This window comes from Nostoc punctiforme PCC 73102, from assembly GCF_000020025.1.
Taxonomy (GTDB): domain Bacteria; phylum Cyanobacteriota; class Cyanobacteriia; order Cyanobacteriales; family Nostocaceae; genus Nostoc; species Nostoc punctiforme.
The window spans coordinates 4,262,923-4,279,665 of sequence record NC_010628.1 but is presented as its reverse complement, the minus strand read 5'-3'; the positions used below and the strand labels follow the sequence as shown (position 1 = coordinate 4,279,665).

The window sequence follows — 16,743 nt, the reverse complement described above, 5'->3', positions numbered from 1 at the left end:
TCCTGATAGAATGATAAGCTTGTCAGAAGACCGTCTTGTATCTCATCAAAGGTAGAGGCAGGGAATTAAAATGAGTGACCTCTCGCAACGGATTGCTGAACTTTCACCAGAAAAACTAAAACTTCTGGTACAACGGCTTAATAATAAACAAGGGGAAATCTTATTGCGATCGCCAATAGTTCCTCAGAGTCGAGAATTAAACTCATTTCCTCTATCCTCTGCCCAGCAGAGGTTGTGGTTCATCGACCAGTTACAACCTGGGAATAGCGCCTACAACATCTCTGTACCCATGCGTCTTGGAGGATGGCTAAATGTGGCGGCGCTGGAGCAAAGCTTCAAAGAGGTTGTGAAACGTCACGAAGTTTTAAGAACTACATTCACAGTGGTTGATGGACAACCCCTTCAAGTTATTGCTTCGAGTTTGAGCTTCACATTACCAGTGGTAGATTTACAAAAACTCCCTCAAAATCAGAGAGAGGCTGAAGTTTTGCGATTGGCGAGTGAAGAAGCCCAACAGCCATTTGACCTAGCCCAAGGCCCTTTGTTGCGAGCTACTCTATTGCAGCTGGCGGCGGCAGAATATGCATTATTATTGACGATGCATCACATTATCGCAGATGGCTGGGCTATAGGTGTGCTGATTCGTGAGATTGCAGATTTGTACAAAGCTTTCTCTGTTGGTAAACCATCACCGCTTTCGGAACTATCCATTCAGTATGTAGATTTTGCAGTTTGGCAACAACAGTGGTTACAGGGGCAATTAGAAACTCAACTTGCTTACTGGCAGCAGCAACTAGGCAGTATACCTGTTGTGGAACTCCCTAGCGATTTCCCCCGATCAACTACCCAGACTTTCTCTGGAGCAAGGGAAGCCCTAGTATTACCCAAAACCTTATGCGATCGGCTCAAGACTCTGAATCAGAGGCAAGGCATCACATTATTTATGGTACTGCTGGCAGCATTTGGGGCTTTGCTAAACTGGTACACCGATCGAGAAGATATTGTTGTTGGTACCGATATTGCTAATCGCAATCAAGCAGAGACTAAAGCATTGATCGGCTTCTTTGCTAATCAGTTAGTATTACGTACAAATTTATCTAAAAATCCTACTTTTCTAGAATTATTAGAACGAGTCCGCGAAATGACTCTAGAAGCTTATGCTCACCAAGATTTGCCCTTCGACAAACTGGTAGATGCTTTAAATCCAAAACGGGAATTGAACCGCACACCGCTATTTCAAGTCAAACTTGTTTTGGAAAATACCCAAACTCCATCTTTAGAACTTCCAGGTTTAACTATCAGTTCATTGAAAATCGAAAACAAGACAGTGCAGTTTGACTTGCTGTTGGAGTTAAACGAGACAGAGCAAGGACTATTTGGTATCTGGGAATATAGCACTGACTTATTTGAACGGGACAGTATTGTGCGGTTATCGAAAAATTTTGCAACACTTCTAGCCGAGGTTGCGACACACCCAGAAGCTAAATTGAGCGAGTTAAAAGCAGTTCTCAATCAAGTAGACAAGCAACAGCATCTAGCTAAAGAACAAGTTTATCAAAATACTATCCAGCAGAAATTAATGAACGTTAAGCGCAGAGCTAATAGTAGACAATCAACATCAGGAAATACAAATCATGACAAAAATTGAATCTCTAGGTTCTGTGAAGCGTAAAGCTGTCAATATATCTCCAGAAGACTTAATAAAAACTGAGTTTCTCCAGCCAGGAAATAATTTTCCTTTGGTGATTAAGCCCAATGTGAAGGGAGTGGATCTGCAAAACTGGGCAAAGAATAATCGGGAATTTTTGAAAGCCGAATTATTAAAATATGGAGCAATACTGTTTCGGGATTTTAAAGTCAAGTCAATAGAAGAATTTGAGCAAATCATCGCTGCGATTTGTGGAGAGGCGATGGAGTATCGTTATCGGGCATCTCCACGAACTCAAGTAGGTGGGAGAATTTATACTTCAACAGACTATCCTGCCGAGCAAAGTATCTTTCCTCACAATGAACACGCTTACTCTCCTACCTTTCCGTTGAAAATCTTCTTTTTTTGTATGAGTCCAGCAGCGCAGGGAGGAGAAACTCCAATTGGTAGTTGTCGGAAAGTGTTTGAGCGGATTCATCCAGATATACGCGATCGCTTCATTCAAAAGAAAGTCATGTATATGCGTAACTTTGGTGATGGATTTGGTCTTCCTTGGCAAACTGTATTTCAAACAACAGACAAAACTAAGGTAGAAGAGTACTGCAAAATCAATGGAATTGAGGTTGAATGGAAAGCAGATAATCGCTTAAGAACTCGTCAAGTTGGGCCAGTTGTTCTCAAACATCCTCAAACAGGTGAAATGGTCTGGTTCAATCACGCAACTTTTTTCCATGTCTCCACATTAGAATCAACAATCCGCGATTCATTATTGACAAATTTGCCAGAAGAAGACCTACCAACTAACACATATTATGGGGATGGTTCTGCAATTGAGCCATCAGTCTTAGCTGAACTACGAGCAGCTTATCAACAGGAAATGGTCACTTTTTCTTGGGAAAAAGGACATGTATTGATGCTGGACAATATGTTATCAATCCATGCCCGTCAGCCATTTGTCCCTCCCAGAAAAATTTTAGTCGGAATGGCTGAAGCTCATACACCAATACCCTTGGGTTAAGCATTTTTTTCTTCTCTCTGTTTCCTCTGCGGTAGCCTGCGGCAAGCCGCTCCGCGTCTACGTTAAAAAATTGACTTTGTTAAAGAGTTTTAGCCTTAACTGAACCGTATTGCCTCATACACCATTAAGCATTATTACGGAAAACGAACCACAGAGGACACTGAGGTCACTGAGGAATGAGAGTTTAAGAGGGTTTTTGCGTAAGTCCTATAAAATCTAAAGTCTTATAACACTGAGGTATAAATATGCAAGTAGAAAATATGGAGGGGTTTAGACTTTCACCTCAACAAGAGCATCTATGGTTACTAAAACAAATCGATCAAAGTTGGGCTTATCGTAGCGATTGTACAATTCTGATTGAAGGTAATGTTAACATCAATAATTTAGAATTAGCATTGCAAGATGTTGTCAATCGCCATGAGATTCTTCGCACCAGTTTTATTTGTCTACCTGAAATGACGATTCCAGTGCAGGTAATTACAGATAGCAAAATAGTTTTGGAAAATCACGATCTTAGTAATTTAAATACTCAAGAACAGGAGGCAGAGATTGAAGCAATTTTTCAAAAATCTAACCAACAAAATTTCGACTTTGAACAAGGTTTAATTTTACATACATCCCTAGTAAAGATTTCGCCAGAAAAATATTTATTATTTATCAGTTTGCCTGCTCTCTGTGCAGATAGTGTCAGTCTCAATTCTTTATTACAACAACTGACTATTTCTTACTTAGGAAATTTAGATGAAGAATTATATGAAGCTCCACTACAATATGCAGATTTTTCGGAATGGCAAAATCAAATACTGGAAGCAGAAGAAACGCAAATAGGAAGAAAATATTGGCAACAGCAAGATTTATCTGGTGTTACACATCCCAAGTTGCCTTATGAAAAACAGATATCTAAAAATCACAAATTTCAACCGAAATTAATAAATACAATTATTGCCCCGGAATTGATATCTAATATTGAAATATTAGCCGAGAAATATAATACTTCTGCTTCTATATTTTATCTAACTTGCTGGCTGGTTCTGCTCCAGAGACTGAGCGGACAATCAGAGATGATCGTTGGTACGGGAGTTGATGGCAGAAAATATGAAGAACTCAAAGGAGCATTAGGACTTTTTGCCAAATATTTACCACTTCATTGTCATTTAGAAGATAACTTTCGATTCAGTCAAATTTTGCAGCAAATTCATGAATCTGTAGAATCTATCTCTAAATGGCAAGAATGTTTTAGTTGGGAACAAATATTAGGAGTAGATACTAAATCAGATATTTTGCCTTTTGTACCTGTGGGCTTTGATTTTGCTGAAGAAAATACAAAGCATTGTGCAGGTAATCTATCGTTTTGCATTCACAAGCTTTATAGCTGCACAGAGCGTTTCAATATCAAATTCTCTTGTAGACGCAAGGATGATTTTTTAAGTGCAGAATTTCATTATGACTCTAATTTATTTTATGAACATGATGTTGCTGATTTAGCAGAGCAATTTCATAAGTTATTAAAAAGTGCCACGGCTCATCCAGAAGCTACAATCAGTGAACTAGAAATTTTAAGCGATCGCACCCGAAATCAAATTCTATTTGAGTTCAACCAAACACAGGCTGATTATCCCCAAGACAAGTGTATTCACCATTTATTTGAAGAACAAGCAGAGCAAACACCAAACAATATTGCCGTTACATTTTCTGGACAGAAAGTTACTTACCATGAATTAAATACTCGTGCCAATCAAATGGCTCACTACCTCCAAAGGTTAGGAGTTGAAAAAGAGGTACTGGTGGGAATTTGTGTCGAGCGTTCGCTCGAAATGATTGTTGGGATTTTGGGCATTCTTAAAGCTGGTGGAGCTTATATTCCACTCGATCCAAATTATCCATCAGAGCGTTTAGCTTTCATATTAGAAGATACCAAAACGCCAGTATTATTGACTCAGCAACGACTGCTTTCGGGTTTACCAGCCCATAGTGCCCAAACTATTTGCTTGGATACAGCTTGGGCAATTATTGCTCAGGAGAGTCAAGAAAATTCCCCGGTTAAAACGCATAGCGAAAACTTAGCTTATGTCATTTATACCTCTGGTTCTACAGGTAAACCTAAAGGAGTGCAGATTGCACATCGCCATTTAGTAAACTCTACAACTGCTCGGATTACTTACTATCAAGAACCTGTTAGTAGCTTCTTATTACTTTCTTCCTTTGCTTTCGATAGTTCTGTGGCGGGTATTTTTTGGACTCTTTGTTCTGGAGGAATTCTTTGTCTTCCCCAAGAAGGGTTGCAATTGGACATCCCAAAACTATTAGAGTTAATCGTCCAAAATCATGTCTCCCATTTATTAAGCCTTCCATCTCTGTATACTATTTTATTGCAGGAGTCCAAACCCGAACAATTAACATCACTTCGCACCGTCATTGTTGCTGGTGAATCTTGTCCAGCAGAGTTAGTACAACGTCATCACCAATTGCCATCAAAACCATCTTTATTTAATGAGTATGGGCCAACAGAAGGTACGGTTTGGAGCAGTGTATATCATTGTCGCTCTCAACAAATCAAAGAGCAAGTATCGATTGGTCAACCCATTGCTAATACGCAGATTTATCTACTTAACTCTCATTTACAACCTGTTCCTATTGGAGTTATCGGTGAAGTTTATATCAGTGGTGATAGTTTAGCTAGAGGCTATCTCAATCAAGCCGCCTTAACTAGCGAAAAGTTCATTCCTAACCCATTTAGCGATCGCCCAGGAATGCGCCTTTACAAAACGGGAGATTTAGCTCGTTATCTGAGCGATCGCAACATTGAATTTCTCGGAAGGCTCGATCAGCAGGTTAAAATCCGGGGTTATCGTATTGAACTGGGGGAGATTGAGGCGGTATTGGATCAACATCCAGAGGTGCGGGAGGTTGTAGTTATAGCCCAAAAGCAGGAACTTCAGGATATGCGCCTAGTGGCATATTTGGTTGCTAACCAACAGCCAGTTTCTCTCATTAGTGAACTTCGTCGCTATTTGTTAGATCGTCTGCCTGAATATATGATCCCGTCAGCCTTTGTTCTGCTCAAGGAAATGCCACTGTTGCCTAACGGCAAAGTAGATCGCCGAGTGCTACCCGATCAGCCACAGCTGAATCTGGAAGAAAATCTCGTTGCTCCTGAGACTGAACTTGAGCAAACTATTGCTATAATTTGGCAAGAAGTACTCCACATCAAGAAAGTAGGTATTCATCACAATTTCTTCGATCTTGGCGGTCATTCATTACTGATGGTTCAGGTACACAGCAAACTGTATCAAACTCTTAATAAAGAGATATCAATTGTTGAAATGTTTCAATATCCAACTATTAGTGCCTTGGCGAAACATTTAAGTCAACAATTAGCAGAAAAACCTGATTTGCAACCAAGCCATGATTTAGTTAATACTCGGAGAGAATCAAAGAAACAACAAAGACAACTCCGACAAAAACATCAAGAAAAAAGCCAGTAGGAGGAGGCTATGATGAATCAACCAAATGCATTTGATAGCCTCGATGAAATAGCGATCGTTGGGATGAATGGTCGTTTTCCTAGAGCTAAAAATATTGAACAGTTTTGGCAAAATCTCCGAGATGGTGTTGAGTCAATTTCTTTTTTCAGTGATGAAGAATTGTTGTCTTCTAGGATTGATCCAGCGACGCTGAGTCAACCTCAGTATGTAAAAGCAGGATCTGTATTAGAAGATATTGAGTTATTTGATGCTTCATTTTTTGATTTTTCTGCGAAAGAAGCCCAAATCACCGATCCACAACACCGTTTATTCCTGGAGTGTGCTTGGGAAGCTCTGGAAAGCGCTGGCTACAATTCTGAAATATATGCAGGTCGGATTGGTGTTTATGCTGGTGCCAGTTTAAATACTTACTTTTTGACAAACCTTTATACACAACCAAAAATTATAGAATCAGTCGGCAGTTACCGAATTTCCATTGGCAATAGTCCAAATTTTCTGCCTACTTATGTCTCATATAAATTAAATCTTAAGGGGCCAAGCCTTAACGTCCAAACCGCCTGTTCGACTTCATTAGTTGCAGTTCATTTAGCTTGCCAAAGCTTACTAAATGGCGAAAGTGACATCGCTTTGGCAGGTGGTGTTTCGATCCAAGTGCCGCACAAAACTGGTTATCGCTATCAACAAGGGGGAATTATGTCTCCCGATGGACACTGCCGGGCTTTTGATGCCAAAGCCCAAGGAATTATTAGCGGCAACGGGGTGGGTATTGTAGTTCTCAAGCGGTTAGAAGATGCTTTAGCTGATGGAGATTGTATTCATGCTGTGATTAAAGGTTCAGCTATTAATAATGATGGGTCTTTAAAAGTTGGTTTTACGGCTCCTAGTGTAGATGGGCAAGCAAAAGTAATTGCCGAGGCACTGGCAATGGCTAGAGTTGAATCTGAGACGATTAGTTATGTAGAGACTCATGGCACCGGTACAGTTTTAGGCGATCCGATTGAAATCGCCTCGCTGACACAAGCTTTTCGCCCCACAGATAAAAAAAACTTTTGTGCGATCGCTTCAGTAAAAACCAATATCGGACACTTAGATGCTGCGGCTGGTGTTGCTGGTTTAATCAAGACTGTTCTCGCACTCAAACACCAGCAGATACCGCCCAGCTTACACTTTGAGCAACCCAATCCCCAGATTGATTTTGCTAACAGCCCCTTTTATGTTAACGACAAGCTTTCAGAATGGAAGTCAAATGGTACTCCTCGCCGTGCGGGGGTTAGTTCCTTTGGGATTGGTGGGACTAATGCCCATGTGATTCTTGAAGAAGCCCCGGTGTGGGAGCAGGGGAGGCAGAGGAGACAAGGGAGGAAATATCATTTGTTAGTTATTTCTGCGAAAACGAAATCTGCATTAGAAACAGCTACAGCAAATTTGGCTAATCACCTCAAACAACATCTTGAACTCAACTTAGCCGATATTGCTTATACTCTGGGGGTAGGTCGAAGGGGTTTTAGCGATCGCCGAATATTAGTTTGTCAAAACCTTAACGATGCAGTCACAGTTTTAGAAACGCCTGTTTCAGAAAGGGTTTTCACCAAATTCACCGAACCATCGGGGCAACAGATTGCATTTATGTTCCCCGGACAGGGTACCCAGTATGTGAATATGGGTAGAGAATTATACGAGACTGAGATAATTTTCCGCAAACAGGTTGACTACTGTTGTGAATTTCTCAAATCTTATCTGAAGTTAGACCTGCGGACATTATTGTATCCGCATCAGCAAACGGAAGCGTTAACACAGCAACTACAACAAACTCATATTACCCAAAGCGCAGTATTTGTAGTTGAGTACGCCTTGGCTCAGTTGTGGATGGCTTGGGGTGTACGTCCGAATGCAATGATTGGTCACAGCATTGGAGAATATGTCGCAGCCTGCATTGCTGGTGTGTTCTCCTTAGAAGAAGCATTGATACTCGTAGCCAACCGAGGACAACTGATGCAGCAGCTTCCATCGGGAACAATGATGGCTGTTTCACTACCAGAGAAAAAAATCCAACCCATGCTAGGAAAAAAACTCTCTTTGGCTGCAATCAATGCACCAGATATGTGCGTAGTTTCTGGATTGGAGGAAGCGGTTGATGATTTACAAAAACGATTGATTGACCAAGGTGTAGACTGTCATCGTCTACATACTTCCCATGCTTTTCATTCCTCAATGATGGACTCGATTCTGTTACCATTCCAGGAACAGGTTAGCAAAATTAGCCTTAATTCTCCAAAAATTCCTTTTGTATCTAACGTCACCGGCACTTGGATAACCCCAGCACAAGCAACAGATCCGAAATACTGGGCAAGGCATTTACGCCAAACAGTACGTTTTAGCGAAGCGATCGCCGAATTACTGCAACAGCCAAAGCGAATTCTTTTAGAGGTTGGCCCAGGGCGAACATTAAGTACCTTAGCTAACAAGCAAAAAGCGGCCCAGCAGGTAATTCTTTCTTCACTAAGACATCCACAGAACCAACAATCAGATGTGGCGTTTTTACTAAATACATTGGGTAGACTCTGGCTGGAGGGAATAAATGTGGATTGGTCAGAATTTTATGCCGATGAAGAACGTCATCGTATTCCCTTGCCAACGTATCCTTTTGAGCGAAAAAGATACTGGATTGAACCTATCTTAGCTAATGATGACAATCTATCGCCCAAAAATGAAATTCTTGTTTCTCAACCAGAAGATATCATAACCAACTCAATCAAAGTTCCAGATACGCAAATCGTTAACCAACCTATAGCAAATACAGCCATTGAACAGATAATTTCACAGCATCTTCAGGTTATGTCTAAACTGGTAGACTTATTACCACAGGGAAGTTTAGCCAGAGAAGTTTTGCCTTCATTGGGAGCTATTCATCAAGATGGGCAAATTGCTCAAACCTCAACCAATGGCTCTGCGTTTAGTGGAAATCAGTCTACATTTACTAAGGCAGAGTCTGAGCAACAAATCAAAGACCGGAAAATTAATCCTACACCCAAAGCTGCTTCCCAACAGATCGAGAAAGAATCGATGATGTTGAGTCCCCGCCAGCAGAGACATCTAGACTCTTTAATTGCACATTTTGTCAAGCGTACCCAAGAATCTAAAAGGCTTACCCAAGCTTATCGTTCTTGTCATGCCAATAGCAGGGCAGTATCAGGGTTCTTTCCCTTTATCAAGGAGATGATATATCCAATCCATGCAGAGCGTGGAGAGGGTGCTAGACTCTGGGATGTCGATGGCAACGAATATGTAGACATTTCAATGGGGTTTGGTACGCTTTTATTTGGTCATTCGCCATCTTTTGCGATCGCAGCCATCCAAGAGCAAAGCAAGCAAGGTATACTAAACGGCCCACAATCGCGTTTTGCAGGTCAATTAGCTGAGTTAATTTGTGAGTTAACCGGTGCGGAACGGACAGCTTTTTGTAACGATGGCACAGAAGCAGTGATGGCGGCTGTACGCATAGCACGTTCTGTTACAGGACGTTCAAAAATTGCTTTATTTGCTGGTTCTTATCACGGTGGTTCTGATGGAGTTTTGGTCAAAGGAGTAAGAACCAACGACGGAACGCTACGTTCTGTCCCGATGACTTCAGGTATTCCATCATCCTTAGCTGAGGATGTGATGGTGCTGGAGTATGGTACTCCCGAATCTCTCAATATTCTTAAAGACAATGCTCATAACTTAGCAGCAATTTTAGTTGAGCCGATACAAAGCAGTCGCCCAGATTTTCAGCCTAAAGAGTTTCTATTTCAACTCAGACAATTAACTCAAGAAACTGGAACTGTTTTAATTTTCGATGAGGTGGTTACTGGCTTTCGGATGCACCCAGGTGGCGTTCAGGCTTTATGGGGTATTCAAGCAGATATCACAACTTATGGTAAAGCTGTTGCTGCTGGTATCCCTATTGGGGTAGTGGCTGGCAAAGCTGTTTTTATGGATGCATTAGACGGAGGTATGTGGAACTATGGAGATGAGTCTTACCCCCAGGTGAAAACAACTTTTTTCGCTGGTACTTTTTTCAAGCATCCTCTCATCATGGGTGTCGCCTGGGCTACACTCAATCACATTAAGAACAGTGGTTCCAAACTTCAGGAGGAGTTAAATCAACGGACAACCCAATTAGCCGAGACTCTCAATAGTTACTTTGAACAAAAGCAAGTACCAATTCGAGTCGTTAATTTTGGTTCTCTCTTCCGTTTTAATTGCCAGACTCAACTTGGTAATTTATTTTTCTATCACTTGCTTGCAAAAGGGATTTATGTCTGGGAAGGACGCACTCTTTATCTATCTACAGCTCACACTGATAAAGACGTTGAACAAGTAATTTCTGCGGTCAAAGAAAGCGTAGTTGAAATGCAAGCAGGGGGATTTTTTACATCTGAGCAGACTTCAAAAAATAGCGGACAGACGAGCGCCAATCAAACTTTGACTGGCTCATCTTTAAACTTAGCTACTGAATCGCTCTCGGTTACTTCAAATGTAAAGTCTGCTGATGAGTTGTTTGAAAACCTGATTGAGCAAATACCTAATGCTTTGGGAAATACTTATGCCGCTTCCCGTAAAAAGATTGAGAAAACTATTGCTGACATTTGGCAAGAACTTTTTGGTTTTGACAACGTTAACATCCACGACAATTTTTTTGAGTTAGGAGGTGATTCGCTAACAGCCCTTCAAGCTATTTCTTTGTTAAACAAAAAATTAGACCTTGACATTCCTATAGAGAGTATTTACGAAGCACCAACCATAAACTCCCTTACTAATATTGTCTGCCCTGAACAGAATGAAATACTTTCTGCGAAACAAAGTATTTCTCGTGGTCAAAGACGAAGAGAAAAAAGAAATCAACGATAGTAATATAGCAGTCCTAAATCATTTGTGAAAATCTCTATTTCTTCTCTCTCCGCGTTCTCTGCGTCTCTGTAGTTCGATTAAAAAAAATAGAAATTATGATGAACAAATTAGATAAAATTAATAACGTAGATGAGGCAGATATAGCTATTATTGGTCTATCTGGGCGATTTCCTAAAGCAGAGAATATTGAACAGTTTTGGCAAAATATACGAGACGGAGTAGAATCAATTTCATTTTTTTCTGCTCAAGAATTAGAATCTGCGGGTATAGACTCTGTTACGGTTAGTCACCCCAACTATGTAAAAGCAGCAGTTCCACTAGAAGATATAGATTTGTTTGATGCGTCATTCTTCGGCTATAACCCCAGAGACGCTGAAATAATGGACCCCCAACACCGCATTTTTTTGGAGTGTGCGTGTGCCGCACTTGAAAATGCTGGCTATAATCCCCAAACCTACTCTGGTTCAATAGGGGTTTATGCTGGTTCAACTATAAGTAACTATTTGTTCAATCTTTATTCAAACCCCAACATTAGAGAATTAGCAAGCGATGTGGAAATTAGTCTGGGAAATCATCCCGATTATCTTCCCATGCGTGTCTCTTTCAAATTAAATCTAACTGGGCCAAGTTATGCAATTCAAACTTCCTGTTCTACTTCTTTAGTTGCCGTTCACGTTGCCTGCCAAAGCTTGCTCAATTACGAATGTGATATGGCCTTGGCGGGTGGCATTTCGATATTGAATATGCAACCAAAAGGTGGCTATCTCTATCAAGAAGATGGGGTTTTATCTCCTGATGGACACTGCCGCGCTTTTGATGCTAAAGCAAAAGGAACTATTTTCGGTAGTGGTATAGGAATTGTAGTTCTCAAGAGGTTAAAAGATGCTCTTGCTGATGGCGATCGCATTCATGCACTAATTAAAAGCTCTGCTGTCAACAATGACGGCTCTTTGAAAGCTGGATTCACAACTCCCAGCGTAGAAGGTCAAACGGAGGTGATTGCAGAAGCCATAGCTGCTGCTGGGGTAGAAGCTGATACTATCACTTACGTAGAGGCACACGGCACAGGAACACCAATAGGCGATCCGATAGAAATTAAAGCTCTAACAAAAGCTTTTCGTGTCAGTACACCCAAGCGTGGTTTCTGTGCGATCGGTTCAGTGAAAACCAATGTTGGACATTTAGATGCGGCTGCCGGGATTGCGGGCTTAATTAAGACGATTCTGGCTCTCAAACACAAACAAATACCACCTAGCTTACATTGTGAGCAGCCCAATCCTCAGATCGACTTTGCTAATAGTCCTTTCTATGTTAATACCGCACTCTCGGAATGGAAATCGGACAGAATTCCTCGCCGGGCTGGAATTACTTCTCTTGGTTTTGGTGGAACCAATGCCCATCTGATTGTAGAAGAGGCTCCTCCGATCGAAGCATCTAACGTTGGGAAAACCCATAAGTTGTTAATGCTGTCTGCAAAAACTAACTCTGCTTTAGAAACCGCCACAGTAAATCTAACAAATCATCTCAAGCAGCATCCGGATACAAACCTGGCTGATGTGGCTTACACTCTCCAAGTTGGTCGTCAGACTTTTAACCATCGCCGGATACTGGTGTGTCATGATATTGATGATGCAGTTGAGGCACTGCATACTTTGGAAGCTCAACAAGTTTTCACCCACTACCAACAACCCTGTAATCGACCCACTGTATTTATGTTTCCTGGACAGGGAGCGCAGTATGTGAATATGGGTCGGGAGTTGTACCACAGCGAACCCAAATTTACTGAGGAAGTCAATCGCTGCTGCCTGATTCTAAAACCTCACTTGGGGCTAGATTTACGAGATATTCTCTATCCCAGCGAAGCACAAACTCAAACAGCTACACAGCAATTAAAACAAACTTCTATTATCCAAAGTGCGCTATTTGTCATTGAGTACGCCTTATCCAAATTGTGGATGGCTTGGGGCGTGCTACCAGAAGCGATGATAGGTCACAGCCTTGGGGAATACTTGGCAGCAACTCTTTCCGGGGTTTTCTCCCTCAACGATGCTTTGGCGCTAGTAGCTGCTAGAGGACGACTGATGCAGCAAGTTCCAACAGGTGCTATGCTCTCGGTTCAACTTTCTGAACAAGAGGTGCAGCCCCTGCTGCCAAAAGAGCTTTCTCTTGCGGGAATCAATAGCCCTTCCTTATGTGTTGTTTCTGGTTCGACGGATGCCATCGATAAATTGCAGCAGCAACTACTGGAAAAAAATATAAGCTGTCGAAAGCTGCATACATCCCACGCCTTTCATTCTCAGATGATGGATGCCATCATTGAGCCATTTACCGAGTTATTACAAAAAGTCAAGCGCAATCCCCCCCAAATTCCATTTATCTCTAATGTCACTGGCACTTGGATTACCACAGCAGAAGCAACAGACCCTCATTATTGGGCAAGGCATCTACGGCAAACTGTACGCTTTGACGAAGGGATGACTGAATTGCTGAAGCAACCAGAGCGAATTTTGCTAGAGGTTGGGCCAGGACAGACATTGAGTACCTTCGCCAAACAGCATTATAATTTGGAACCTGTGGTGCTGACTTCAATCCGCCATCCCCAGGAGCAACAGTCAGATGTAGCATTTCTACTCAATACTTTGGGTCGCCTCTGGCTTTTTGGATTTCAAGTAGATTGGTCTGGCTTTTACGCCAACGAACAGCGTTATCGCATCCCCCTACCAACATATCCATTTGAGCGTCAGCGTTACTGGATTTCGCCACAAGCACAGCCACGCGATGTCCACGCTACGGAAGTGTCATTGAATAAAAAACCGGATATCGCTGACTGGTTTTATCTACCTTTATGGAAGCAATCTGCACCTCCAGAACTGCTCGGTAAAGGAGACTTGGCAGAGCAAAAGTTCTGTACCCTTGTGTTTACCGATGAGTGCGGCTTGGGTTCTCAAATGGTAAAACGACTCGAACAGCAGGGACAAGATGCGATCGCAATTCAGATCGGATCAGAATTCTCCAAAGTAAGCGAGTGCTTATATACCCTCAATCCTCGACAAAGTAATGATTATGATGCCTTACTCAATGAACTTTTAGTACAAAACAAGATCCCCAAGACAATTATTCATTTATGGAGTGTTACACCAGACTACCACGCAGAATCAGAACTCGAGTGGTTTGATAGCGCTCAATATTTGGGATTCTACAGCCTGTTGTTTCTCACCCAGGCACTTGGAAAACAGAATTGGACTGATAAGTTTAAAATTACAGTTGTCTCCAACAACATACAGTCAGTCACAGCAGAAGAAATGTTGTGTCCAGAGAAAGCGACTGTACTTGGGCCAGTTAAAGTCATTCCTCAAGAATACTCAAACATCAGCTGTCGTAGCATTGATATTGCTCTTCCAAAGCCAGGAAGTTGGCAAGAGGAGAAACTTGTAGATTATTTACTGGACGAGCTACAAACTAAATCCTCGAAGTTGGTTATAGCCTACCGTGGCCTGAATCGTTGGGTGCAAACTTTTGAGCCAGTACGATTGTCAGAATCTAAGGGAAAAACATCAAGATTACGCAACGGCGGAGTCTACTTAATTACTGAGGGCCTGGGAAATATTGGACCGATCCTAGCGGAGTCTCTAGCTCAGACAGTGCAGGCAAAACTCGTCTTGATTGGACAGAAGAATCTCCCGGAGAAAGATGAGTGGTTCGGGTGGCTGAACACTCACGATCGCCAGGATGAGGTGAGCTGCAAAATCAGGAAATTGCAAGCATTAGAGGAGTTAGGAGCCGAGGTTTTAGTTTTGAGCGCAGATGTAACCAACCTTGAACAGATGCAAAGAGCGATCGCCTTTGTTACGGAGCATTTTGGTGACATACATGGTGTTATTTACGCAGTAGAGATCGTGGATGACAAGTCCCTAAAATCTATTCAAGAAACTTCTCAAACTGATTATCAGTGTCACTTTCAATCAAAAGCTAATGGACTATTCGTACTAGAAAAAGTTTTGCAGGGGAGACAACTTGATTTTTATCTGTTGATATCTTCTTCATCATCCATTTTGGGAGGGTTAAGATCAGTTGCTTATTCAGCAGCAAACATTTTTATGGATATTTTTGCTCAAAAACAAAATCAAATAAATCCTGTCCCCTGGATTAGTGTTAATTGCGAGCGCTGGGAACTTGGAGAAGAAAAAAACACAGCTAGTAGAACAACATTGGCTGAATTATTTATCACACCAGAAGAAGGCATAAAAGCTTTTCAACGTATTTTAACAAGTGATAAAATAACTCAAGTTGTTCTCTCTGCAGGAGATTTACAAGCTAGGTTCGACCAATGGCTAAAGCTCAAATCTTTAAGCGATGTTGAGCAGACCTCTTTTGCTGGAGACATAAAAAAGAAATTAGCTTCAACAAGTCTTGCTAAGATACTCCATCCCCGCCCTAATCTAGGAAATGATTATGTGGCTCCTCGCACTCATACTGAACAAACACTTGCTAATATCTGGCAAGAAATTCTTTGTATTGAGAGCTTAGGCATCAACGACGACTTTTTTGAGCTTGGGGGACACTCGCTTTTAGCTGTACACTTAATAGCAAAAATTAATAATCAGTTTGGTAAAAATATTCAATTATCTGCTATTTTCCAGAGTCCAACTATCAAACAGTTAGCGAATATTCTGCACGATCGGGCTGATTATCGCACCTCATCCCCCTTAGTTGCAATTCAACCTCATGGTTCCAAGCCACCTCTATTTTTTGTGCATCCAGTAGGTGGGAATATTCTTTGCTACTACGAATTGTCACTTCATTTGGATTCAGATCAACCATTCTATGGGCTGCAAGCACTAGGTTTGAATGGGGAATCGCAGCCCTATACCCGGATAGAAGATATGGCAGCTAAGTATATTGAAGCACTACGAGAGATTCAGCCGAATGGCCCATATTTTCTTGGAGGTTGGTCTATGGGCGGTATTGTCGCTTTTGAAATGGCAACTCAGTTACTAAGAAATGGCGATCGAGTTGCCATGCTTGCTATGCTAGACAGCCCAGCACCAGTTAACAGCAAAGAAATTGCAGAGATTGATGACTACAACGATGTCAAAATATTAGTCGATTTTGCCACAGATATGGCACAGTCTGCTGGGAAAAACCTATCGGGTTCGGTTGAGCAACTTCAGGCACTGATGACCCTAGACGAGCAACTGAACTATTTTTTAGAGCAAGCAAGGATAGTTAATCTCTTGCCTTTGGATTTTGAACTAGAACAGCTTCGTTGTCTTCTGAAGGTTTTTAAGAGTAACGTACTAGCTCTACAAAGTTATACACCACAAGTTTATCCAAACAAAATTTTATACTTTCAAGCTAGTGATGAAGTATCTAATGAATTTTCTAATCCAACTTATATTTGGGGTGGGCTTTCAGGCAAGCCAATAGAGATTATTACTATCCCTAGCAATCATTACACAATCATTACCAAGCCTCATATTCAGATTATTTTAGAGTATTTGAATATTTTTATGAATCAAATTTAAAATAAACAAAATGAATTGTTAACAAATAAGGTTCGTTGACTCGCGAACAATAATTATTAACTTATATTTCATAACATGGTTATTAAACATATCAATCTACTGTTGATTATTTATCAAAAATTGAAGAATTTGATTTTTACATATTGAATATATTTTAGTCTGGAAGCGATATCTATA

General features: G+C 41.2%; 5 protein-coding genes. All 5 read left to right on the top strand.

Going from position 1 to position 16,743, the window contains the following annotated elements; translation table 11 throughout:
* Positions 1 to 70 precede the first annotated feature (70 nt).
* The 5 genes from NPUN_RS17340 (at position 71) to NPUN_RS17320 (ending at position 16,566) form a co-directional block, all read left to right on the top strand.
* Positions 71 to 1,648: a condensation domain-containing protein gene (locus NPUN_RS17340; protein ID WP_012409814.1), complete on the top strand. Its 1,578-nt coding sequence runs from the start codon at positions 71 to 73 to the stop codon at positions 1,646 to 1,648.
* Entirely contained in the window at positions 1,635 to 2,666 is a 1,032-nt protein-coding gene (locus NPUN_RS17335; protein WP_012409813.1) for a TauD/TfdA family dioxygenase, read from the top strand. The genes NPUN_RS17340 and NPUN_RS17335 overlap by 14 nt, the downstream gene beginning before the upstream one ends.
* A gap of 245 nt (positions 2,667 to 2,911) precedes the next feature.
* A complete protein-coding gene (locus tag NPUN_RS17330) occupies positions 2,912 to 6,151 on the top strand; it encodes a non-ribosomal peptide synthetase (protein ID WP_012409812.1) in 3,240 nt (1,079 codons plus the stop codon).
* A gap of 12 nt (positions 6,152 to 6,163) precedes the next feature.
* Positions 6,164 to 11,041 (top strand): type I polyketide synthase, encoded by a 4,878-nt coding sequence (locus tag NPUN_RS37760; RefSeq protein WP_083782415.1) that lies wholly within the window; start codon positions 6,164 to 6,166, stop codon positions 11,039 to 11,041.
* Positions 11,042 to 11,136: 95 nt separating this feature from the next.
* A complete protein-coding gene (locus tag NPUN_RS17320) occupies positions 11,137 to 16,566 on the top strand; it encodes a type I polyketide synthase (RefSeq protein WP_012409810.1) in 5,430 nt (1,809 codons plus the stop codon).
* Positions 16,567 to 16,743 lie beyond the last annotated feature (177 nt).